The following is a 21,320-nucleotide window of genomic DNA, read 5'->3' as shown; positions in this document are numbered from 1 at the left end:
CGCTCGCCGCCGGACCCGCGCCGCTCCCAGACCCGGCGCGCGCCGACCCCCGCGCAGAGCCTCCGGCGGCCGCCTCCCTCCCGACTCGCGCTCCGCCCCCGGCGGCGAGCGCCGCCCCCGCCCCGGCCGGCCTACGGGCGAGCGACGACGGCGCGCCGCTCGCGTGGCCCCTCAAGGGCGTGCTCTACGGACGCTACGGGGTCCGCGCCGGACAGCGCCACGACGGGATCGACATCGCCGCCCCCGAGGGCGCGCCGGTCGCCGCGGCGGCCGACGGCGTCGTCATCTTCGCGGGCGAGCAGCCCGGCTACGGCGCGATCGTCATCCTCAAGCACGCGGACGACCTCGTGACGCTCTACGCCCACAACTCGCGCGTCCTGGTGAAGGACGGCCAGCGGGTCTCGCGCGGCGATCCGATCGCGCGCGTCGGGCAGACCGGCCGGACGACCGGTCCCCACCTCCACTTCGAGGTCCGCAAGGCCACCCGCCCGCGGAACCCGCTCCTCTTCCTGCCGTGACGGCGCGCCCCGCCCGCCGCGGCCCTCGGCCTCGCTCCGGCGCGATACCCGTGCTGGGCCGTGGTAATGTCCGCGCCCATGGAAGCCGTCCGCGCCCGAATCCGAGACGTCCCCGACTTCCCTCAGAAGGGAATCGTCTTCAAGGACATCACCCCCGTCCTCGCGGATCCCACCACCTTCCGCGAGGTCATCGACGCGTTCGTCGCCCGCTGGAAGGACGAGCGGATCTCGAAGGTCGTGGGGATCGAGTCGCGCGGCTTCCTCTTCGCGGCTCCGCTCGCCTACGCGCTCGGCGCCGGGCTCACCATCGCGCGCAAGCCGGGCAAGCTCCCGTGGGAGACCATCCGCGAGGTCTACTCCCTCGAGTACGGCGAGAACGCGCTCGAGCTGCACATCGACGCGGTCAAGGCCGGCGAGCGCGTGCTCGTGGTGGACGACGTGCTCGCGACCGGCGGCACCGCCGACGCGGTCGGACGGCTCGTGACGCGCCAGGGGGCTCACCTCGTCGCGTACTCGTTCCTGGTCGAGCTCGGGTTCCTCGGCGGCGCGAAGCGGCTCGGCCGCGAGCACGTGCACGCGCTCCTCTCCTACTGACCGATCGCGCGCTGCCGGCGCGGCCCCACCGGATTAGAAACGGCCGGTGAGCCCGACCTCGCCCGCGCGCACGCTCAAGTTCCTCGGCACCGCCGGCGCGCGGTTCGTCGTGTCGACGCAGCTCCGCCACTCCGGCGGCCTCGTCTGGACGCTGGATGGCACGGTCGTGTGGGTCGATCCCGGGCCGGGCGCGCTCGTGCGCGCGCTCGCGTCCAGACCGCGCGTGGACCCGGCGAAGGTCGACGCCCTGGTGGTCACGCACCGGCACCTCGACCACGCAGGAGACGCGACCGCGATCGTCGAGGCGATGAGCAAGGGGGGCTTCGCACCCCGCGGGACGCTCCTCGCCCCGCGCGACGCGCTCGAGGAGGAGCCGGTGGTGTTCCGCTACGCGCAGCGGTTCGTCGCGCGGCGGCTCGTGCTCGCCGAGGGGAGCCGGCACGAGCTCGCGCCCGGCGTCTTCCTCGAGACGCCGCTCGCGCACGACCACGGGATCGAGACCTACGGCTACCGGCTCTCGGCGCCCGGATTCACGGCAGGTCACGTCGTGGACACGTTCTGGCTGGACGCGCTGCCGCGCGCGTACGCCGGCGTCGACCTCCTCGTCGTGAACACCACGCGCGAGCACGGCCGCGACCGGAGGTACCTCCACCTCGGCGCGGACGACGCGGAGGCGCTCGTGGCGGAGATCCGGCCCCGGATCGCCGTGCTCACGCACCTCGGCATGCAGCTCGCGCGGGGGCGGGCGGAGGAGCTCGCGCTCGCGATCTCCGGGCGCACCGGCGTCCCGACGGTGGCGGCGCGCGACGGCTGGCTGCTCGATCTGACCGAGCTCGAGGCCGCGGCGGAGCGCCGGCGCGTCCCTCCTCGCCCGCGAGGAGATGACGCTCGGTGACACGCCCCTCCCGAGCCGGCCGCCTCCCGCCGCCGCGGGCGCGCCGTGGAGCGCGCCCGGTGATAGGTTTCGCGCGATGACGGGCCCCACGCAGCACGCCGCCGTGCCGGTCCTCGCGGCCTGGGACGAGACCTCCGCCTTCCGGGGCCTGCGCGTCGCCTTGCCGCCCCCGCTCGCGGCGGCGCACGTCCTCCCCGGCCAGGTGGTCAAGATCCGCACGGACGCCGGGGAGGGGTTCTTCGCGCTCGCGAGCGCCCCGGACCCGAGCGGATCCGCCGACCTGCTCGTGAAGCGCGGCGGGCACGTCGCGGACGCGGTGATCGCCCGCGCGGTCCCCGGGGGCCACCTCGAGCTCACGCCCCCCTTCGGGAAGGGATTCCCGGTCGCCGAGGCGGAGGGCAGGGACGTGCTCCTCTTCGCCGCCGGCTCCGCGATCGCGCCGGTCCGCTCGCTCGTGCAGCACCTCGTGCGCGAGCGGGACCGCTTCGGGCGAATCACCCTCTTCTACGGCCAGCGCCTCGGCGCGGAGTTCGCGTACGTGGGCGAGCACCTGGCCTGGGAGCGCCGCGGCGTGCGCGTGATCCTCTGCCCCTCCGCCGAGGACGACGCGTGGCTCGGCCTCCGCGGCCGCGTCCAGAAGGTGGCGCGCTCGCTGGCGTTCGGCGGGGCGGCGCCCGGGGACGCCGTGGCGTTCGTCTCCGGGATGACCGCGATGGTGGAGGACGTCCGCCACACGCTCGCGCAGGCGGGGATCCCGCCCGGGCGCGTCCACGCGAACTTCTAGGGACCCGCATGCCCCCTCCCGTACACGCGCGCCGCCTGCTCGTCGCGATGCTCGTCGCCGCGATCGCGCTGACCGCCGTGCTGATCTGGCCGTTCTGGGTCGCGTTCTTCCTCGCGGCCGTGCTCTCGGCGACGCTGCGGAGCCCCATGGAGTGGCTCACGCGCAAGCTGCGCGGCCGCCGCCAGCTCGCCGCGACCCTCCTCACCCTCGCCGTGCTGCTCGCCGTGGTGGTGCCCGTGGCGGGGATCGGCACGTTCCTCGTCCGCCAGGTCCTCGACGGCATCGCCTGGCTCCGCGAGCTCATCGCGAGCGAGGGCTTCGGCGGGCTCCTGACGCGGCTCCCGGATCCCGTGGAGCGCGCCGCGCGGAGGCTCCTCGCGTCGACGCCGCAGCCGCAGCAGCAGATCCAGCGGATGGCCGAGCAGGGGCAGCAGGCCGCGGGCGTCGTCACCGGCGTGATCTCCGCCACCGGCACGGCCGTCTTCCAGACGACCATGATGCTCATCGCGTTCTTCTTCATGCTCGTCGACGGCGCGCGGCTCGTCGCCTGGCTCGACCGCCACGTGCCGCTCAGGCCCGGGCTCCTGCGCGAGCTCATCGAGGAGTTCCGCAAGACGAGCGTCTCCGTCCTCACCGCGACGCTCGCGACCGCCGGGATCCAGACGGTGACCGCGCTCGTCGGCTACCTCATCGCCCGCGCGCCGAACGTCATCTTCTTCACGCTCGCCACCTTCGTCATCGCGCTCGTGCCCGCGCTCGGCGCCACGTTGATGGTGATCACCGTGGCGGTCGTGCTGCTCGCGACCGGCCACCTCGTCGCCGGCGCGTTCCTCGCCGCGTGGGGCCTCGGCGTCGTGTCGATCGTCGACAACGCCGTGCGGCCTTACCTGCTCAAGGGCGGCATGGAGCTGCACGGCGGCGTCGTGTTCTTCGCGCTGCTCGGCGGTCTCGCCATGTTCGGCGGCATCGGGCTCGTGCTCGGACCGCTGATCGTCACGTTCCTGCTCGCCATCCTGAAGATGTACGAGCAGGAGTACGGGCGCGGGGTGAGGCCCGAGCAGTAGCGCGCGGCGCGCCGCACCGCCCGGCGCTCAGGCCGTCGGCTTGAACGCCCGGAACGCGAGCATCGTCACGGTGTGCGCGACCCCGGCGACCTTCTGCAGCCGATCGGGGATGAGATCGCCGAACGCCTCGTAGGTGGGGGCGTACAGCTTCACGAGCAGGTCGTGCTCGCCGGTGATCGAGTGCACCTCGGAGACGCCCTCGATCTCCATGATCGCGTTCGCGACCTCCTCGAGGCGTCCCAGCTCGCACTTCACGAGAACGAACGCAGCCTTCATCGCGGGCTCTCCGGTCGGGGGGATCCGAGAGCGTTCTACCACGCTCGGCCCCGCGCCGGCCGGGCCCGGAAGCGGCGCTTGCCATCGGCTCACGGCCAGGCCGGCCGCTCGCCGTGCCAGTCGGCGGTCACCTCGAGCCACATGGCGAGCCCGGCGTACGGACCGTACGGCGCATACCAGCGGCGCAGCGCGCGGTCCGTCGGGACGCGACGCCGGCCGCGGAGCCGCGCGAGCTTGGGCCGCGTCCAGGAGTCGAGGGCGAGGTGATCGTGCCGCCCCAGGAGTCGGAGCAGGTGCTCGGTCGCGTAGGGGCCGAAGCCCGCGAGGGCGCGGATGCGCCGCGCGAGCGCGTCGGTCGGCTCCGCCGAGACGCGCAGTGCCTCGAGCTCCAGCGCGCCGGAGGCCACGTCGCGGGCGAGCGCGCCGAGGAACGGCGCCCGGTACCCCGCCCGGATCTCCTCGCGGTAGAAGCGCTCCGGCATCGCGGCCATCGCGGCGGGCGTGGGGAACGCGCGCGTGCCGAGGGGCGCCCGGGCGCCGAGCGCGTCGCACAGGCGCGTCACCATCGCGCGCGTGAGCCCCCAGGAGCAGTTCGTCGTGCAGAGCGTCTTCACCGCGTCCTCGAACACGGTCGGGGAGCGGAGCAGGCGGCCCGCGCCGCGGGCGAGCGCCCAGCGCAGATCGGGGAGGTCCTTCCCCTCCCCCGCGGCGCGCCGCGCCTCGAGCGCCGCCGCCCGCGCGAAGAACGCGGACAGATCGTCGTCGAGCGCCAGGCAGTGACGGAGCGCGTCCCGGGCCGACCGCGCCTCCTCGACGCCGAGCCGGCCCTCACCGAAGGCGCGGAACGCGAGCCCACCCTCCCCCGGCGCGACCTCCGCGTACGCCGTCCGGCCCCCCGGCAGGAGCACCGGACGGCCGAGCACGCGGCGATCGACGTCGTAACGCCAGGGCGGCAGGTCGTACCAGCCGTGGCTGCGCACGGTGAGATCGAGATCGAAAGGCTCGGGGACTCGCACGTGGGGGGGCGCTCCAGGGAGCTACGGGAGCATCGGAACGTCCTGCTCGCGACATGATCGGCCGTCTAGAAGGCCTCCAGCACCAGCACGTACACCTCCGGCCCGGCGGGCCCGGCGGCGAGGTCGAAGCGGATGTTCGCGCCCTCGTCGGTGAGCCGCCAGCGAAGGCCCACGCCGCCGGCCACCTTGACGGTGTCGAGCCCGAGGTCGCGCGGCGTGTGCGCGACCTCGCCGAGCGCGCCGAAGGCCGTGGCGGAGAGCCGCCCGCGAACGGGCACGCGCAGCTCCGTCTGGGCGGCCCAGGACAGCCGATCGCGATAGCGCCCCTCGCGGATCCCGCGCAGGAAGCGGGTCGAGCCGAGCCGCGGGAGCATCGTGAAGGGCACGTCGCCGTTCGACCACTCCGCGATGCCCGCGAGGCCGAGGACCCGGCCGCCGCCCAGCGGCAGGAACCTGCGCGCCTCCGCGAGGCCGCGCCCGAGCCCTCCGTGATCGCCGAGCGCGCGCGGGTACAGCGTGTACCAGGCCTGCGCGAACGCGCCGCGGGAGGGCCAGAACGCGCTGTCCCGCGTGTCGAACGTGAGGCTCGCCCCCGCGCCCGCCCCGCGGAAGCCGCGCGCGCCCGGGACGTCGCCCGACGCGAGGGCCCCGCCGGCCTCGAGGTCGCGGATCTCCTCGGCGCGGAAGTCGAGGCGCGGGCCGGCGCGGAGCGCGGTGCCGGCGATGGGCCACTCCGCGACGAGGTACCCCTCCACCGTGCGGCGCGTGAACGGCTCGCGAGCGCCCTCCGACGAGCGCGGCCCGAGGCCGTAGAAGACGTCCGGGAAGTGCAGCGCGCGCACCCGGCCGCCGAGGAACGCCCCGCTGCGCGTCGTGAGGTCTCCGGCGACGTCGACCGAGCCCTGCCCCTCGAGCGTGTAGACGAGGGCGGCGAACACGGAGGACGCGCGCGGCGCACCGCCGACGTGCAGGTGCAGGCCGCCCGTCGCCCCGAGCCCGAGCTTCGTCTCCGGCAGCCAGAAGAGCACGGGCAGGGCGAACCCGCGCACGCCGCTCGGCGGCGCACCGACGCTCTCGGCGGCGGCCTTGGCGGCCGGCTCCGCGGGCGTCTCCGGCGCCGCCGCGCCCGTGGCCGGATCGCCCGCGTGCGCTCCGGCTTCGGCGCCGCGGGCAGCCTCCTCGGCCATGGCCGCGAAGGGCGCGCCGAGGGCGAGCGCGAGGAGCAGGGGAGCGGAGGAGAGCTTCGTCATCCGAAAGGCGGGAGAGATTAACAGGTCGGCGCCCGCGCCGCCCGAGCCGGGGGCACGCTCGGACGCCTCGGCACTCCGCAGCCGGATGAGGCTGTGCGGGAGCGAGCCGGGGGTCCGGGGGACGCGTCGTGTGCGTCCCCCGGCGGAAGTCAGGGGCCCCGGCGACGGCGCTTCCGGGGGAGGGCCCCGCGCAACGCGCGGGAGGGGCGAAGCCCCTCCGGCGGGGAACGGTCGCGCACCCGCGAAAGCGGACGCGACCGTTCACGGGCCCCGCCGAGCAGGGGGTGGGGCCCCGCCGAGCTTCGCTCGACGGGGCGGGGGACGCAGTCCCCCGTTAGACGGCAGCCTCGGTCGCGCCGTGGCACTTCTTGTACTTCTTGCCCGAGCCGCAGGGGCACGGGTCGTTCCGGCCGACCTTGGGCTGCGTGCGGACGACGGTCTCCTGCTTCGCGCGCGGCTTCTCCTCGCCGTCGCCGCCCTCGCCCGCCTCGGCGTGCGTCTCGGTGATCCGCTGCATCGCCCGGCGCTGGGCGGCGAGCCGCTTCTGCTCGATCTCCTCGGCGCTCTCCTGGCGCACGAGCTGGAGGCGGAGGAGGTTGCCGATGACGGCGCTCTTCACGCGCCAGGTCATCTGCACGAACATCTCGTAGCCTTCCTTCTTGTACTCCTGCTTCGGGTCCTTCTGCCCGTAGCCACGCAGGCCGATGCCCTGGCGCAGGTGGTCCATCGAGAGCAGGTGGTCCTTCCACTGCTGGTCGATGGCCTGCAGGTACAGCCACTGCTCGTAGCGGCGCAGCACCGCGACGCCGTCGGCGTCGGTCCCGAGCTCGGCCTCCTTCTGCCGGTAGGCCTTCTCGACCACCGCGTAGACCTGCTCCTCGATCTCGTGGCGCGCCTCGGCGGCCTTGCCGGTGGGCAGCGCGAACTTCATGTCGACGCCGAACTGCTCCTTCACCATCGCGGAGAGCCCGTCGAGGTTCCAGTCGGAGACGCGGTTCGGGCAGCTCGCGCCGACCATGTCGAGCACGAGGTCCTCGACGAGATCGAGCATGTGCTCGCGCTGGTCAACCCAGGTGAAGACCTGCTCGCGGCGGGTCTTCTTCTTGGTCTTCGGGTCCTCGTCGAACTCCACCACCGGGATGCCCGCCCCGAAGCCGAGGACCCTGCGGCGCAGCCCGTAGATCGAGCGGCGCTGCTGGTTCATGACGTCGTCGTACTCGAGCAGGTTCTTCCGGATGTCGAAGTTGTGCGCCTCGACCTTCTTCTGCGCGCCCTCGATGGCCTTCGTGAGCCACGGGTGCTCGATCTGCTCCCCGTCCTTCATGCCCATGCGGCTCATGAGCCCCTGGATCCGCTCGGATCCGAAGATGCGCATGAGCTCGTCCTCGAGGGACAGGTAGAAGATCGACGAGCCGGGGTCGCCCTGGCGGCCGGCGCGGCCGCGGAGCTGGTTGTCGATGCGGCGAGACTCGTGCCGCTCGGTGCCGACGATGTGCAGGCCGCCGAGCCCGACGACCTCCTCGTGCTCCGCCCCGGTCTGCTGGTGGAGGCGCTCGGTGGTCTCGGCGAGGCGCCGCGCCCAGTCGGCGCGCCGCGCGAGGAAGGACTCCTCCGTCTCGCCGTCCATCGGCAGGTCCGGCTCCAGCCCGACCTCGTGCTTCGCCATCATGTCGGCGTTCCCGCCGAGGATGATGTCGGTGCCGCGGCCCGCCATGTTGGTGGAGATCGTGACCGCGCCCTTGCGGCCGGCCTGGGCGACGATCTCGGCCTCGCGCTGGTGGTGCTTCGCGTTGAGGACGTTGTGCGGGACGCCGCGGCGCTTCAGCAGCGTCGCCACGACCTCGCTCTTCGCCACCGACACCGTGCCGACGAGGACCGGCTGGCCCTTCTTGTGCCGCCCCTCGATCTCGTCGCAGAGGGCGTTGAACTTCTCGCCCTCCGTCTTGTAGACGACGTCCTCCGAGTCCTTGCGGACGTTCTTCTTGTTCGTGGGGACGACGACGACGTCGAGGTTGTAGGTCTTCGCGAACTCCTCGGCCTCGGTGTCCGCGGTGCCGGTCATGCCCGCGAGCTTCGAGTACATGCGGAAGTAGTTCTGGAAGGAGATCGTGGCGAGGGTCTGGTTCTCCGCCTCGATCTTCACCCCCTCCTTCGCCTCGACCGCCTGGTGCAGGCCGTCCGACCAGCGCCGGCCCGGCATGAGCCGGCCGGTGAACTCGTCCACGATGAGGACCTCGCCGTTCTTGACGACGTAGTCGACCTCGTTCCGGTACAGGTGGTGGGCGCGGAGCGCCTGCTCGACATGGTGCAGCGTCTCGATGGCGTTCGGGTCGTAGAGGTTCTGGACCCCGAGCTTCTTCTCCATCTTCTCGACGCCGGAGTCGCTCATCACGATCGTCCGGCTCTTCTCGTCGACCGTGAAGTCCTGGTCCCGGATCATCGAGGGGATGACCTGGTTCACCCGGTAGTACAGATCCGACGACTCGTCGGACGGGCCAGAGATGATGAGCGGGGTGCGGGCCTCGTCGATGAGGATCGAGTCCACCTCGTCGACGATCGCGAAGTTGAGCTCCCCCTGCACGTAGTCCTGCAGGCGGAACTTCATGTTGTCGCGGAGGTAGTCGAACCCGAACTCGTTGTTCTGCCCGTAGGCGATGTCCGAGTGGTACGCCGCCTGCCGCTCGGCGTCGGTGAGCCCGTGGACGATGACGCCGGTCGTGAGGCCGCAGAACCGGTACAGGCGGCCCATCCACTCCGAGTCTCGACGGGCCAGGTAGTCGTTCACCGTGACGACGTGGACCCCGCGGCCGGAGATCGCGTTCAGCACGCTGGGCAGCGTGGCGACGAGGGTCTTCCCCTCGCCGGTCTTCATCTCGGCGATGCGCCCGGAGTGCAGCACCGCGCCGCCGATGAGCTGCACGTCGAAGTGGCGCATCCCGAGCGCGCGCACGCCCGCCTCGCGGACCAGCGCGAACGCCTCCGGCATCAGCTCGTCGAGCGGCCGTCCCTTCTCGCGGACCTGCTGCTTCCACTCGGCGGTGAGCCGCGGGAAGTCGGCGTCGGAGAGCGCCTTCATCCGCGGCTCGAGCTCGTTCACGCGTGCGACGAGCGGCCGGAGCTTCTTCAGCTCACGGTCGTTCTTCGTGCCGAGCATCTTCTTCAGGACGTAGTTGACCACGGGGGCCCTCGAGCAAAAGAGACGGGGGCCCGCCGGATCGCTGCTCGGCGACAGGCGGGCGCCCCGTCTTACCCCGTTAGGTAACGACGCGCCATAGGATGTCAAACGGGGGAAGTTCCGGGCGCTTGGGGTATCTTCGAGGGGTGGCGCCTGCACGCTCGGCCGCGCTCGTCCTCCTGGCGCTCGCCGCCTGCGCCGGCCCCGGCCGCGCGGGCAGGGACCCCTTCGCCGGCGGCGACCTGCCGGACCGCCTCGCGTCGCGCGCCGCCTCCCTCGTCGGTCACTCCGGGCGCTTCGAGGTGGGGGGAGCGCGCCTGAACGCCGACTGCTCGGGGTTCGTGGAGGCGGTCTACATGGCCGAGGGCGTGCCCCTCGTCCGCCTCGTCGCGGCGGCGGCGCCGGCGGAGCGCTCGGGGGTGGCGGGGCTCTTTCGCGCGATGGAACGGTACGGCACCGTCTTCGGCGGAGGAGGTGCGTGGCCCGCCCCCGGCGACCTGGTCTTCTTCCACGACACCTACGACCGGAACCGCAACGCCGCCCGAGACGACCGCTTCACGCACGTCGGCGTCGTGGAGCGCGTCGAGCACGGCACGGTCGTCTTCCTTCACCGCGGCGGCCGCGAGGTCGTGCGCGGGGTGCTGACGCCCGATCGTCCCCTGGAGCCGGCGGACGGGGACCGCGTCCTCAACACCGCGCTCCGCGAGAAGGCGAGGCGGGCCCGCGACGGCGAACGCGAGACCACGCTCGCGGGGGCGCTGTTCGCAGGCTATGCCCGGCTCGACCCGCGGCGGATCCCGGCGGAGCTCCTGCGCGGCCTCTGACCAGCGCTGCTCGCAGCGCTACGGCGCGAGCGCCGGACGACGCCGCTCACTCGAGGATGAACTTGCGGGGGTTCTCCGGGATCCCGTTCACCCGCACCTCGTAGTGGAGGTGCGTGCCCGTCGAGCGGCCGGTGTTCCCGACCGCGGCGACCTTGTCCCCGCGCCGGACGTGCGACCCCATCCGCACGAAGATCTCGGACAGGTGGCCGTAGCGCGTCTTCACGCCGTAGCCGTGGTCGATGACGAGGACCTTGCCGTAGCTCCCCTCGGTGCCGGCGAACACCACCGTGCCGTCGGAGGGCGTGTAGACGGGCTGGCCGTGCGGCGTCGCGATGTCGAGCCCGTGGTGCATGCGCCGCTCGGCGGTCCACGGGTCGAGGCGCGTCCCGAAGTCGGAGGTCACCCACCCGCGCGCCGGCCAGATCGACGGCGTCGACGCGAGCAGGGAGCGCTGGTCGTCGAAGTACTCCTGCAGCTCGCGCAGGCTCTGCTCCTGCCGCGAAGCCTCGCCCTCCAGCGAGGAGAGCTTGCCCGGAAGCGCCGTGAGGCTCGCCTCCGCAGCGGGAGCGGGCCCCGGGATCTGCGCCTCGGCGTCCGTGTTGCCCACCGGGCCGATCGCGAGGTTCCGCTCGGGATCCTGGAGCTGCGTGACGGCGGTGCGGAGCTTCGCGTCGAACCGCTCGACGCGGTCGAGCGTCGCCGAGATGTGCGCCACCTTCTCCTGCACGAGCAGGATCTGCGAGCGCAGCTGCGCGTTCTCCTCCTTCAGGACGGCGTTCTCGGACGCGGACCCCAGGAGGGCGAAGTAGTGCCCGACGACGACGAGCGCGACGAGCGCGACCACGCCGCCGCCGTAGGCGAGGTTCACGAGCCAGCGTCGCGGCACCCGGAACTTCCGGACGGCCTGCGAGTGGTCGCTGACCACGATGACGGTGAAGACCTGCGTCTTCGGAGGTGCGGCCATCCCGATAGAGCTCCGCGGCCGCGCCTGGCCGCGCCGACAAGCTAGCGACGCGACGGACGAGCCAGAACGCCAGCCCCGGGTGCTCGGGAGCTCGCGAAAGACGTCCAGACGGGTAGCAGAGGGGTCGCTCGGCGTCAAGCGCGCGTGTTGCCTACACATTCACCTCCGGTGCCCCATCGCGGGAGCGCGCGGAGCGCCGCGAGCGGGGCGGACGCCGCGCCGCGTCGAGCTTCACGCGCCGGCTGGGTTCCCCGTCCGGAGGACGATCACGGTGATGTTGTCGTCGCCACCCCGGGCGTTCGCCAAGGCGACGAGCCGTGCCGCAGCCTCCGCGAGCGGCGCCTCGGTGACGATCCGGAGGATCTCGTGGTCGTCCACGAGGTTCGTGAGCCCATCGCAGCAGACGACCACAGCGTCTCGGGGGGCGAGGGCGAAGGCCATGACGTCCACCTTCACCTCGCGCTCGAACCCGACCGAGCGGGTGATGATGTTCTTGAACCGGCTGTTCCTCGCCTCGTCCGCGGTGATCGCGCCGGCCTTCACCTGCTCGGCGACGAGCGAGTGATCCTCCGAGATCTGGCGGATGCGGCCCTCGCGGAGGAGGTAGCAGCGGCTGTCGCCCACGTGCGCCACGAAGGCGGAGCGCCCGTCGACGAGCACCGCCGTGGCGGTGGTCCCCATCCCCGCGAGCTCCGGGTCCGCCTGCGCCGCCGCGTAGATCACCGCGCAGGCCTGCTCGACCGCGCCACGAAGGATGCCCGGCAGCGCGCTCGACTCCGCGGAGCCGGGGTTGAAGGCGCCCGGCGTCCTGGCCCGCGCCGCCCGGACCGTCCGCTGGATGGTCTCGACCGCGAGGCGCGAGGCCGTGCCCCCGCCCGCATGCCCGCCCATCCCATCCGCCACGACGTAGAGGTGCAGGTCGTCGTCGACCAGCAGGGCGTCCTCGTTGTGGTCGCGTCGGCGCCCGACGTCGGTCAGGCCGTGAGCAGTGACGGGGAGCAGGACCGGTTGCACCACGCGTCGAGCGTAGCATCCGGGCGCACCGCGCGCCTAACGATCTCGGGCCTCTGCGCTGACGCGGCGAGCCGCGGCCCGGGCCGGCGCGGCGCGCCGGCCGCGCTCGGGGGTGGGCGCCCGGGCCGCCGCGATCAGGGCGCCCGCGTGCTCGATCGCGGAGTCGGTCACGGTCGCCCCCGCCATCATCCGGGCGATCTCCCCCCGACGGGCCGCGTCGCTCTCGAGGAGCGCGACCGCGGTGGCGGTCCGGCCGCCGGAGACGCGCTTCTCCACCCGGTGGTGACGCTCCGCGAAGGCCGCCACCTGAGGTAGGTGGGTCACGCAGATGACCTGCCGCCCGCGCGCGACGTCGGCGAGCACGCGCCCCATCGCCTCGGCCACCGCTCCGCCGATCCCGGCGTCCACCTCGTCGAACACGTACGTGGAGACCGGATCCTTCCTGGCCAGCGTGCGCTTCACCGCGAGCAACACGCGCGAGAGCTCACCCCCGGAGGCGGTGCGCGCGAGCGGCCGGAGCGGCTCGCCCGGGTTCGGCGCGATCCGGAGCTCGGCCCGCTCCGCGCCCGCCGGACCGAGGAGCTTGGCGCCGACCTCGACGCCGACCTCGGGCGGGAGGAGAGCGACCTCGATGCGGCACCGACCCATCGCGAGGCCGTCGAGCTCGCGTCGGACCGCCTCCGCGAAGGCGCGCGCCGCAGCGGTGCGCGCCCGCGTGAGCTCCGCGGCGAGCGCGAGCGCCTCCTTCCCGCGGAGCTCGATCTCGGCGCCCACCTCGCGCAGCCGCTCGCCGCCGCCCGAGACCCGCGAGAGCTCCTCCCGCATCGCCACCCGCCGGGAGATCGCCGCGTCGAGCGAGCCGCCGTGCTTCCGCGCGAGGGCGCGGAGCAGCTCGAGCCGGTCCTCCACGAGCGCGAGCCGCTCGGGATCGCCGCCCACCGAGTCGCCGTAGCGACCGAGCTCGCGCCCCGCCTCCTCGAGCTCGACGGCCGCCGAGCGGAGCAGCGCGAGCGGGGCCTCGAGGCGGCGGTCGAGGAGGCCGGCCTCCGCGAGCGCGCGGGCCGCCTGCGCCACCCGCTCCGACGCGCTCCCCTCCTCGCCGTAGGCGAGCGCCTCCGCGGCGCGCGCGGCGTCGCGGAGCTTCTCGGCCGAGGCGAGCACGCGCCGCTCGTCCTCGAGGGCCTCGAGCTCCCCGGGGCGCGGATCGGCGGCGTCGAGCTCGCGGAGCTGGAAGGCGAGGTAATCCGACCGCCGCGCCCGCTCGCCCTCGTCCGCGGCGAGGGACTCCCGCTCGCGGACGAGGGCGGCGAGCGCCGCGTGAGCTGCGCGGAACCGGAGGAGGGTCGGCTCCACGCTGCACAGCTCTGGCCCGGGCTCCGCCTGCGCGTGCCTGAGGCCCGCGAACGCGTCCAGGAGCTCGGTGTGGGTGGTGGGATCGAGCAGCGACACGTGCTCGTGCTGGCCCGAAACGTCGACGAGGCCGCGCAGCGCCTCCTCGAGCATCGAGACCGTGCAGAGCGCGCCGTTCACGAACGCGCGGCCCCGCCCTCCGCGCGCAGCCACACGGCGCACGAGGAGCTCCGCGCTCTCGCCCGAGACGGTCCCCGCCCCGACGGGCAGCCCGGCGTCTCGCAGGCGGGCGAGGACGCGGTGGTCGGCAGGCAGCTCGAAGAGCCCCTCCACGACCGCCTCCTCCGCCCCCTCGCGCAGGACCTCGGCGCTCATCCGGCCGCCGAGGACGAGGTGCAGCGCGTTCACGAGGATGGACTTCCCGGCCCCGGTCTCGCCGGTGAGGACGTTCAGCCCCGGGCCAAAGCGGACCTCGATCGCATCGACGATCGCGAAGCCCGAGATGCGCAGCGTCGTGAGCATGGCGCCATTGATCCACGGCTCCCTGACACTGCGCAAATTTTCAGTGGTCCATCCGTTCGGGCGCCCGCCCTCCGAGCCGCCGAGCCGACTGCGCGAGAGTCCCGGCGAGGCGCCTTCCCGAGCCGCCGGCGCGGTGGGACGCTCGGGGCAACGGAGGACGCCATGACGATCCACGTGTCCGGGACGGTGCGCGTGCTGTTCGAGCGGCACGAGCTCGAGGTGCCGGGAGATCCGCCCGTGAAGGTCCCGGCGTTCCGCTGCCGCTGGTGCGACTTCACGGTCGTCACCGACGAGGCGAGCGCGCTGCCCGATCACGCCTGCGACGGCCCGGGCGCGGCCGAGACGTACCGGAACCTGCCGCCGCCTCCGCTCTCGCACGCCCCTGCGTGAGCCTCGGCGCACGATCCCGGGCCTGCGGCGGGCGTCCTCGCTCCTTGCGCCTGCGGCGCACGGAAGCAGTGCGCCTCGGCGCGCGTCGCTGCGGTTGCCCGCCTCGGCTCCGGTCTCGTGCGCCTTGCGTTTCGACGAGCGGGTCGCGACACGATACCGGGCCGGCGGCGCGCGTCGCTGCGGGTGCCCGCCTCGGCTCCGGTCTCCTGCGCCTTCGCTGGCGCGTCGGCACCTCGGCTTTCTACCTCTCGCCCCAGCGCAGCTTGGCGCGCAAGATGCCGAAGTAGTCGAGGTTCGGGTTCCTGACGAGCAGGACGCGGTTCGACGACTGCTTCACCTGCACGAGATCGCCCTTCGCGAGCCTCACGCCGCGCTGGCCGTCGAGCGTGAGGTACACCTCGGAGTCGTTCATGAGCACGATCTGCACGGAGAGCTCGTCGGGCAGCACGATCGGCCGCTGCGTGAGCGTGTGCGGGCAGATGGGCGCGAGGATCACGCCGCGCATGGTGGGGTAGACGATCGGGCCGTTCGCGGCGAGCGCGTAGGCGGTCGAGCCCGTGGGCGTCGCGACGATGATGCCGTCCGCCTTGTAGGTGGCGAGGTAGCCGCCGGCGCAGCGCGCGTCGAGCTCCGCCATCCGCGCGAGCGCGCCCTTGCCGATCACCACGTCGTTCAGCACCTCGGCGTCCACGTCGCGCTCCGGCCGGCCGCCGCGGTGCAGGTGCACCCGCAGCTTCATCCGCTCGGACACGAGCGCGTCGCCCGCGAGCACCCGCTCGAGCATGGGGTACAGCTCGGCCTGCGGCACCTCGGTCATGAAGCCGAGGTTCCCCATGTTCACGCCCAGGATCGGCGCGGGCCGGCCCCCGAGCAGGCGCGCCGCGTGGATGAGCGTGCCGTCCCCGCCGAGCACGACCACGAGGTCCGCGGACCGGCCGACCTCCGCCTCGTCGGTCACGACCTCGACGCCCTTCGAGCGGACGAACTGCTCCACGAAGTGCGCCGTCTCCGACGCCTCCGCCGAGCTGACCTTGTGGACGATCCCCACGCGCCGCGGCACGGGACACGGATGGTCTTCCATGCCGGGCATTATATAAGCGGTTCGCCATGGACCTCTTCGATCGCGCGGCCGAGAAAGATGAGGGGGGAAAGCCGCTCGCCGAGCGGATGCGCCCCCGCCGCCTGGAGGACTTCGTCGGCCAGGAGCACGTGCTCGGGAAGGGCACGGCGCTCCGGCGCGCCCTGGAGGCGGACCAGGTCCCGTCGCTCATCCTGTGGGGACCCCCGGGCACCGGGAAGACCACGCTCGCCCGCATCGTCGCGCAGCGGACCGGGACGGACTTCGTGCCGTTCAGCGCCGTGCTCGGCGGCGTCAAGGAGATCCGCGAGATCGTCGCGGCCGCGCGCGACCGGCGCCGCCTGCACCGGAAGCGGACGATCCTCTTCGTGGACGAGATCCACCGCTTCACCAAGGCGCAGCAGGACGCCTTCCTCCCCCACGTCGAGGACGGGACCATCACCCTCATCGGCGCGACCACCGAGAACCCCTCGTTCGAGGTGAACGCCGCGCTCCTTTCGCGCTGCCGCGTCGTCACGCTGCGCGCGCTCACCGAGGAGGAGGTGGGCGCGCTCCTCGAACGCGCCGTCGCGGCGCCGGGCGGGCTCGCCGGTGCGGTGTCGCTCGAGCCGGACGCGCGCGAGGCGCTCGCGCGGTACGCGTACGGCGACGCGCGGCGCGCGCTCAACGCCCTCGACGTCGCGGCCTCCGCCGTGCGGCTCGCGGGGCGGACCGCGGTGACGCGCGCCGACGCCGAGGAGGCGCTGCAGCAGCGCACCATCCTCTACGACAAGGCGGGCGAGCAGCACTACGACGTCGTCTCCGCGTTCATCAAGTCGCTGCGCGGCTCGGATCCCGACGCCGCCGTCTATTACATGGTGCGGATGCTGGAGGGCGGCGAGGACCCGCGCTTCGTCCTCCGCCGGATGGTGATCTTCGCCTCCGAGGACGTCGGCAACGCCGACCCGCAGGCGCTCCAGGTCGCGGTCGCGGCGCTCCAGGCGGTGGAGCTCGTGGGCCTGCCGGAGGGCGTCCTCCCGCTGAGCCAGGCCGCCATCTACCTCGCGCTCGCGCCCAAGTCGAACGCGGCCCTCACCGCCTACGCGACGGCGCGCCGGCTCGTGCAGGAGAAGGGCCCGCTGCCCGTCCCGCTCAAGCTGCGGAACGCGCCGACGAAGCTCATGCAGGGGCTCGGCTACGGCGGCGGCTACCGCTATCCCCACAACTTCGAGGGCCACTACGTCGCCGAGCAGTACCTCCCGGACGCGCTCCGCGGCGAGCAGATCGTGAGCCTCTCCGGCAACGGGCTCGAGAAGACGCTCGCCGAGCGGCTGCGCGCGCTCCGCGGCGAGCCGGGGCCGGACGGCGGGTGAGCGCGTCCGGGCGGAGGCGTGGCGGTCGCCTTCGCGAGGCGCCGCGTCGACGTGGCGTTCGTGCAAGCGCGCCGCGTGCGTCCACGCTAGGCTCGGCGCCGTGATCCTCTACCTCCACGGCTTCGCGTCGGGTCCGTCCTCGCACAAGGCGCGCGTCCTCTCGGAGCGGTTCGCCGCGCTCGGCGCGCCGCTCCACGTCCCGGATCTCACGCCCGGCGCGGAGGGCTTCGAGCGCTCCACGCCGTCCTCCATGCTCGGGATCGCCGAGGCGGCGCTCGACCGGGCGGGGTCGCCGCCGCACGCGATCGTCGGCAGCTCGCTCGGCGGGTATCTCGCCGCGGTCGCGGCCTCGCGCGATCCCGGCGTGGAGAAGCTCGTCCTGCTCGCGCCGGCGTTCCGGCTGTTCGAGCGCTGGCGCGCCCGGCTCGGGCCGGGGGCGCTCGAGGACTGGCGCTCGAACGGCCTCGAGACGATGCACCACGCCTCCGGGCGCATGCGGCGCATCGGCTTCCAGTTCTTCGAGGATGCCGGAGCCTACCCGGCCTTCCCCGTGGTCCGCGTCCCCACGCTCTGCATCGCCGGCACGCGCGACGACACCGTCCCGCTCGAGGACGTGGAGGCGTTCGTCGAGCGCACCCCGACGGCGCGGCTCGTCGCCGTGGACGACGGGCACGAGCTCGCGGCGTCGCTCGACCGGATCTTCGAGGAGGCGCGGGCGTTCCTCCTCGGCGGGTAGCGCCGGGAGGAGCCCGCCCTCCCGCGATCCGCTACTGCGCCTTGTGCGCGTGGACCTTCGCGAGGAGCGACGCGTCCGGGCTCGCGTGGCAGCGCTTGCACGTCGCGAGGGTCGGCATGACGAGCCCGGCCGCGATGGCCTTCTCGCGGTCGCGCATGACCGACGCCGGCCAGTAGTCGGCCCCGTTGCCGTGGCAGCCCTCGCAGTCGAGTCCCTTCACCGCATGCGGGCTCGCGGCCCAGGACTGGTGCTGGACGCGGTGGCACATCTTGCACTTCGTGTCGCCGACCTTCGCGTGCTGAACACCCTGGGGCGCGGCGGGGGCGGCCTCGGGGGCGGGCGCCGCGGCGGTGGCGGGCTTGGTCTCTGCGGGCGGAGCCGTCGGCGCGGGCTTCGGCGTGGGGGCCGGCTTCGCAGCGGGGGCCGGAGCCGGAGCCGGAGCCGGCTTCGCGGCGGGCGCCGGAGCTGGAGCGGGAGCCGGGGACGGCGTCGCGGCCGGAGCCGGGGCCGGCGCCGCCGGTGCCGGGATCGCTGAAGGCGCCGTCTCGGCGGCAGGCGCGGACGGCTGCGCCGCCGGGGCGGGCGCGGCCTGCTCTCGTGGGGGCGGAGGCGCTTCGGAAGAGCGCTCGCCGCAGCCGAGGGCGATCGAGGCGAGGGCGAGGGCGAGCGGAAGCGTGCGGGAGCGCATCGGGTTCTCCTCGAAAGGCAGTGGGCGGGAGGCGCAGTCTACCGCGCGGGGCGCGCGGGGGGATCGCTTGCTACACTCCGGCCGTGCTCGTCGAGGTCGCCGTCGCCGCCGCGGTGCGCGGGACATTCACCTACCGCGCCCCACCCGCGCTGGCCCCCGAGATCGCGCTCGGGCAGCGCGTCGCCGTGCCCTTCGGCAGGAGCCGGCGCGCGACGGGCTACGTGGTGGGCTTCCCCGCCTCGGCGCCGGAGGGCGTGGCGCTGCGCGAGGTCGCCGCGGTGCTCGATCGGGTCCCGCCGTTCACGCCGAAGCTCGTCGAGCTCATCCGCTGGGCGGAGGACTACTACCTCGTCCCGGCGGGCGAGCTGCTCCGCGCCGCGCTCCCGCCCGGCCTCAACACGCGCAAGGGCGCCGCCCCGCCCGTGCGCCGCGGCGTCGAGTACGCCGCGCCGGAGGCCTCCGCCGCGGACGCTCTCCCCACCCTCGCGCGCGCGCGCGTTCAGCGCGCGGTCCTCGAGTACCTCCTCGCGCGCGGGCGCATCCCGGTCGAGGAGCTGCGCGCCGCGTTCCCGTCCGGCCGGCCCGCGCTCGCTGCGCTCGCGCGCCGGGGCCTCGTCCGGCTCGAGCGCGAGGTGCCCGTCGCGCGCGGCGGGCTCCTCCCCGCCTCCGCCACGCCGCTCGCGCTCACCCCTGCGCAAGCCGCGGCGCTCGAGGCCATCGCGGGGGCGTTCGGCGCGTTCACGCCGTTCCTCCTGCACGGCATCACCGGCTCCGGCAAGACCGAGGTCTACCTCCAGGCCATCGCCCGCGCGCGCGCCGCGGGCAAGGGCGCCCTCGTGCTCGTCCCGGAGATCGCGCTCACGCCGCAGCTCGCCGGCCGGTTCCGGGCGCGCTTCGGCGACGAGGTCGCGCTGCTCCACTCCGGCCTGTCGCCGGCGGAGCGCCACGCAGAGTGGCAGCGGCTCCGTGCCGGCGAGGCGCGCATCTGCGTCGGGGTGCGGAGCGCCATCTTCGCGCCCGTGCCGGACCTCGCCGTCGTCGTCGTCGACGAGGAGCACGAGGGCAGCTTCAAGCAGGAGGACGGCCCCGCCTACCACGCGCGCGATCTCGCCGTGGTGCGCGCCAAGCTCGAGGGCGCGGTCGTGGTGCTCGGCTCGGCCACCCCGTCGCTCGAGACGCTGGAGAACGCGCGGCGGGGCCGCTACCGGCTCCTCTCGCTGCCCGCGCGCATCGACGACCGGCCGCTCCCGCAGGTCGAGCTCGTCGATCTCTCCAGGCTGCGGCGCCCCGGGCGCGATCTCGGCCCGGGGCTCGTCTCTCCGCCGCTCGCCGAGGCGCTCGCGGAGACGGTCGCCGGCGGGAAGCAGGCGATCCTGTTCCTGAACCGCCGCGGCTACGAGACCCTCGTCGTCTGCGAGGCGTGCGGCGAGGAGGCGCGCTGCACCGAGTGCGCCGTCTCGCTCACGCACCACGCGCGGCGCGGGATCCTGCTCTGCCACTACTGCGGCCGGACCGAGCGCGTCGGCGAGCCCTGCCCCTCGTGCGGCGGCGCCCGGCTCGGCGTGGGCGTCGGCACCGAGCAGGTCGAGGAGGCGGTCCGCGCGCTCCTGCCGGGCGCGCGCGTCGCGCGGCTCGATCGCGACGCGGTGGGGACGGCGGAGGAGACCGCGGAGCTGCTCGCGCGCTTCGCGCGGCGCGAGCTCGACGTGCTCGTCGGGACGCAGATGGTGACGAAGGGGCACGACTTCCCCGGCGTCACGCTCGTGGGGGTGGTGCTCGCCGACACCGCCCTCGCCCTCCCCGACTTCCGCGCCGCCGAGCGGACGTTCCAGCTGCTCGCCCAGGTCGCCGGCCGGGCAGGGCGCGGCGCCGACGCGGGCCGCGTCCTCGTGCAGACCTTCAACCCCGCGACGCCCGCCGTCGCCTGCGCGGCGGGGCACGACTTCGCGGCGTTCGCCGAGGGCGAGCTCGAGCGCCGGCGGCTCCACGGCTACCCGCCCTTCGGCAGGCTCCTGGCCGCGCGGGTCGAGGGCTCGGAGGCGGGGGCCCGCCGCACCGCGGAGGCGCTCGCGGAGGCCGCCCGGCCGTCCTTGCGGGGCGAGGTGACGATGCTCGGCCCCGCGCCCGCCGCGATCGAGCGGATCCGCGGGCGCACCCGCTGGCACCTCCTCTTCCGCGCGAGCTCGCCCCAGGCGCTGTTCCGGGTGCACGGCGCGCTCGCGCGCGTGGCCCACCGGCCGCCGGGGGGCGCCGAGGTGCGCTTCGACATGGATCCGCACTCGATGCTCTGATGGCGCGGCGCATCCGGCGCCGCTATCGCACCCGTCGAGGGAGGCGCCCGCTTGGTCCCCTGCTGGGCGCGATCCATAATCGCGCGGCGTGGCGCGCATCCTCCTGGTCGACGACGACATCGCCGAGATCTCGGCCGTGAAGCGCGTCCTCATGCGCGCCGGGCACCAGACGGTGCTCGCGACGAACGCGTCCGACGCGCTCGCGGTGATGGCGCAGGCGCTGCCCACCCTCGCGCTCGTGGGCGCCACCTGCGAGGGCGGCGAGGCGCTCACCCTCGCGCGGCGGCTCGCCGCGGGCGACGGCGCCCCGCTCCTGCCGCTCATCCTCCTCGGCCGCGACGAGGGCGCTCCCGCCGGAGCGCCGCAGCTCGCGCGCCCGGTCGACCCCGGACAGCTCGCGGAGGAGGTCACCGCCGCCCTGGCGCGCGCGGCGGCCGCGGGGGCGCCGCCTGCGGTCCCGGTGGCGGGCGCCGCCCGGAACGTGGCGGTCGCGCTCCCCGCTCCGCGAAGCACGGGCGGCGGAGCCGCGCGTGGCGGCG

General features: G+C 74.3%; 19 protein-coding genes and 1 pseudogene. 11 read left to right on the top strand and 9 right to left on the bottom strand.

The features are described from left to right. The 5 genes from MNZ29_RS18675 to MNZ29_RS18655 all read left to right on the top strand — a co-directional run. The coding region (locus MNZ29_RS18675; RefSeq protein ID WP_242356281.1) for a M23 family metallopeptidase at nucleotides 1-518 on the top strand (518 nt) is incomplete at its 5' end. 78 nt (nucleotides 519-596) lie between these two features. Further along, a complete protein-coding gene (locus MNZ29_RS18670; RefSeq protein WP_242341385.1) occupies nucleotides 597-1,112 on the top strand; it encodes an adenine phosphoribosyltransferase in 516 nt (171 codons plus the stop codon). A gap of 46 nt (nucleotides 1,113-1,158) precedes the next feature. After that, entirely contained in the window at nucleotides 1,159-2,007 is an 849-nt protein-coding gene (locus tag MNZ29_RS18665) for an MBL fold metallo-hydrolase (protein WP_242341384.1), read from the top strand. 76 nt (nucleotides 2,008-2,083) lie between these two features. Next, nucleotides 2,084-2,791 carry an oxidoreductase gene (locus MNZ29_RS18660; protein ID WP_242341383.1) on the top strand — a complete coding sequence of 236 codons (708 nt, stop codon included), beginning with the start codon at nucleotides 2,084-2,086 and terminating at the stop codon, nucleotides 2,789-2,791. 8 nt (nucleotides 2,792-2,799) lie between these two features. After that, nucleotides 2,800-3,855, top strand: a complete 1,056-nt coding sequence (locus MNZ29_RS18655) for an AI-2E family transporter (RefSeq protein WP_242341382.1) — start codon at nucleotides 2,800-2,802, stop codon at nucleotides 3,853-3,855. A 27-nt stretch (nucleotides 3,856-3,882) separates the two neighbouring features. On the opposite strand, the gene MNZ29_RS18650 is transcribed toward MNZ29_RS18655, so the two are convergent. From MNZ29_RS18650 to secA, 4 genes are all read right to left on the bottom strand, one after another. After that, nucleotides 3,883-4,131 carry an Lrp/AsnC ligand binding domain-containing protein gene (locus tag MNZ29_RS18650; protein ID WP_242341381.1) on the bottom strand — a complete coding sequence of 83 codons (249 nt, stop codon included), beginning with the start codon at nucleotides 4,129-4,131 and terminating at the stop codon, nucleotides 3,883-3,885. 89 nt (nucleotides 4,132-4,220) lie between these two features. After that, complete coding sequence (locus MNZ29_RS18645; RefSeq protein WP_242341380.1) at nucleotides 4,221-5,147, bottom strand: DNA-3-methyladenine glycosylase; 927 nt, start codon at nucleotides 5,145-5,147, stop codon at nucleotides 4,221-4,223. Between the two features lie 65 nt (nucleotides 5,148-5,212). Continuing rightward, on the bottom strand, nucleotides 5,213-6,397 hold the full coding sequence (locus MNZ29_RS18640; RefSeq protein WP_242341379.1) for a BamA/TamA family outer membrane protein: 1,185 nt from the start codon (nucleotides 6,395-6,397) through the stop codon (nucleotides 5,213-5,215). 334 nt (nucleotides 6,398-6,731) lie between these two features. Beyond that, complete coding sequence (secA, locus tag MNZ29_RS18635; protein WP_242356279.1) at nucleotides 6,732-9,575, bottom strand: preprotein translocase subunit SecA; 2,844 nt, start codon at nucleotides 9,573-9,575, stop codon at nucleotides 6,732-6,734. 143 nt (nucleotides 9,576-9,718) lie between these two features. Between secA and MNZ29_RS18630 the strand changes: the two genes are divergently transcribed. Next, nucleotides 9,719-10,396, top strand: a complete 678-nt coding sequence (locus MNZ29_RS18630; RefSeq protein WP_242356277.1) for an NlpC/P60 family protein — start codon at nucleotides 9,719-9,721, stop codon at nucleotides 10,394-10,396. Between the two features lie 46 nt (nucleotides 10,397-10,442). Here the strand turns inward: MNZ29_RS18630 and MNZ29_RS18625 are convergent, their stop codons facing one another. From MNZ29_RS18625 to recN, 3 genes are all read right to left on the bottom strand, one after another. Then, nucleotides 10,443-11,360: a M23 family metallopeptidase gene (locus MNZ29_RS18625; protein WP_242340783.1), complete on the bottom strand. Its 918-nt coding sequence runs from the start codon at nucleotides 11,358-11,360 to the stop codon at nucleotides 10,443-10,445. Nucleotides 11,361-11,591: 231 nt separating this feature from the next. Continuing rightward, complete coding sequence (locus tag MNZ29_RS18620) at nucleotides 11,592-12,377, bottom strand: Stp1/IreP family PP2C-type Ser/Thr phosphatase (protein WP_242356275.1); 786 nt, start codon at nucleotides 12,375-12,377, stop codon at nucleotides 11,592-11,594. A gap of 33 nt (nucleotides 12,378-12,410) precedes the next feature. Beyond that, the gene (gene recN, locus MNZ29_RS18615; protein WP_242356273.1) at nucleotides 12,411-14,246 is read right to left on the bottom strand and encodes a DNA repair protein RecN; all 1,836 of its coding nucleotides are present in this window, start codon (nucleotides 14,244-14,246) and stop codon (nucleotides 12,411-12,413) included. Nucleotides 14,247-14,408: 162 nt separating this feature from the next. Here recN and MNZ29_RS18610 point away from each other — a divergent pair, with 162 nt between their 5' ends. Beyond that, nucleotides 14,409-14,636, top strand: a complete 228-nt coding sequence (locus MNZ29_RS18610) for a hypothetical protein (protein WP_242340780.1) — start codon at nucleotides 14,409-14,411, stop codon at nucleotides 14,634-14,636. Nucleotides 14,637-14,877: 241 nt separating this feature from the next. Here MNZ29_RS18610 and MNZ29_RS18605 read toward each other — a convergent pair whose 3' ends face one another. Then, nucleotides 14,878-15,717, bottom strand: coding sequence for an NAD(+)/NADH kinase (locus tag MNZ29_RS18605; RefSeq protein ID WP_242340779.1), 840 nt, complete (start codon nucleotides 15,715-15,717; stop codon nucleotides 14,878-14,880). A gap of 26 nt (nucleotides 15,718-15,743) precedes the next feature. Between MNZ29_RS18605 and MNZ29_RS18600 the strand changes: the two genes are divergently transcribed. Further along, nucleotides 15,744-17,066, top strand: a complete 1,323-nt coding sequence (locus MNZ29_RS18600; RefSeq protein ID WP_242356271.1) for a replication-associated recombination protein A — start codon at nucleotides 15,744-15,746, stop codon at nucleotides 17,064-17,066. Between the two features lie 100 nt (nucleotides 17,067-17,166). Beyond that, a complete protein-coding gene (locus tag MNZ29_RS18595) occupies nucleotides 17,167-17,802 on the top strand; it encodes a YqiA/YcfP family alpha/beta fold hydrolase (protein ID WP_242356269.1) in 636 nt (211 codons plus the stop codon). Between the two features lie 31 nt (nucleotides 17,803-17,833). On the opposite strand, the gene MNZ29_RS18590 is transcribed toward MNZ29_RS18595, so the two are convergent. Then, complete coding sequence (locus tag MNZ29_RS18590; protein WP_242356267.1) at nucleotides 17,834-18,070, bottom strand: hypothetical protein; 237 nt, start codon at nucleotides 18,068-18,070, stop codon at nucleotides 17,834-17,836. Nucleotides 18,071-18,573: 503 nt separating this feature from the next. Between MNZ29_RS18590 and priA the strand changes: the two genes are divergently transcribed. Then, nucleotides 18,574-20,781: a primosomal protein N' gene (gene priA, locus MNZ29_RS18585; RefSeq protein WP_242356266.1), complete on the top strand. Its 2,208-nt coding sequence runs from the start codon at nucleotides 18,574-18,576 to the stop codon at nucleotides 20,779-20,781. An 88-nt stretch (nucleotides 20,782-20,869) separates the two neighbouring features. Continuing rightward, nucleotides 20,870-21,320 (top strand): annotated as a pseudogene (locus MNZ29_RS18580) (molecular chaperone DnaJ); the annotation flags it as partial.

It is taken from the genome of Anaeromyxobacter sp. SG64, assembly GCF_022690745.1.
Lineage (GTDB): Bacteria > Myxococcota > Myxococcia > Myxococcales > Anaeromyxobacteraceae > Anaeromyxobacter > Anaeromyxobacter soli.
The sequence above is the reverse complement of the archived record's forward strand: the minus strand, read 5'-3'. Positions and strand labels throughout refer to the sequence as shown.

Excerpts from the sequence above, each read along its gene's own strand:
- MNZ29_RS18670 (WP_242341385.1), top strand. The coding sequence starts at position 597 with ATGGAAGCCGTCCGCGCCCGAATCCGAGACGTCCCCGACTTCCCTCAG.
- MNZ29_RS18660 (WP_242341383.1), top strand. The coding sequence starts at position 2,084 with ATGACGGGCCCCACGCAGCACGCCGCCGTGCCGGTCCTCGCGGCCTGG.
- MNZ29_RS18655 (WP_242341382.1), top strand. The coding sequence starts at position 2,800 with ATGCCCCCTCCCGTACACGCGCGCCGCCTGCTCGTCGCGATGCTCGTC.
- MNZ29_RS18650 (WP_242341381.1), bottom strand. The coding sequence starts at position 4,131 with ATGAAGGCTGCGTTCGTTCTCGTGAAGTGCGAGCTGGGACGCCTCGAG.
- MNZ29_RS18640 (WP_242341379.1), bottom strand. The coding sequence starts at position 6,397 with ATGACGAAGCTCTCCTCCGCTCCCCTGCTCCTCGCGCTCGCCCTCGGC.
- MNZ29_RS18625 (WP_242340783.1), bottom strand. The coding sequence starts at position 11,360 with ATGGCCGCACCTCCGAAGACGCAGGTCTTCACCGTCATCGTGGTCAGC.
- recN (WP_242356273.1), bottom strand. The coding sequence starts at position 14,246 with ATGCTCACGACGCTGCGCATCTCGGGCTTCGCGATCGTCGATGCGATC.
- MNZ29_RS18610 (WP_242340780.1), top strand. The coding sequence starts at position 14,409 with ATGACGATCCACGTGTCCGGGACGGTGCGCGTGCTGTTCGAGCGGCAC.
- MNZ29_RS18605 (WP_242340779.1), bottom strand. The coding sequence starts at position 15,717 with ATGGAAGACCATCCGTGTCCCGTGCCGCGGCGCGTGGGGATCGTCCAC.
- MNZ29_RS18600 (WP_242356271.1), top strand. The coding sequence starts at position 15,744 with ATGGACCTCTTCGATCGCGCGGCCGAGAAAGATGAGGGGGGAAAGCCG.
- MNZ29_RS18590 (WP_242356267.1), bottom strand. The coding sequence starts at position 18,070 with ATGTGCCACCGCGTCCAGCACCAGTCCTGGGCCGCGAGCCCGCATGCG.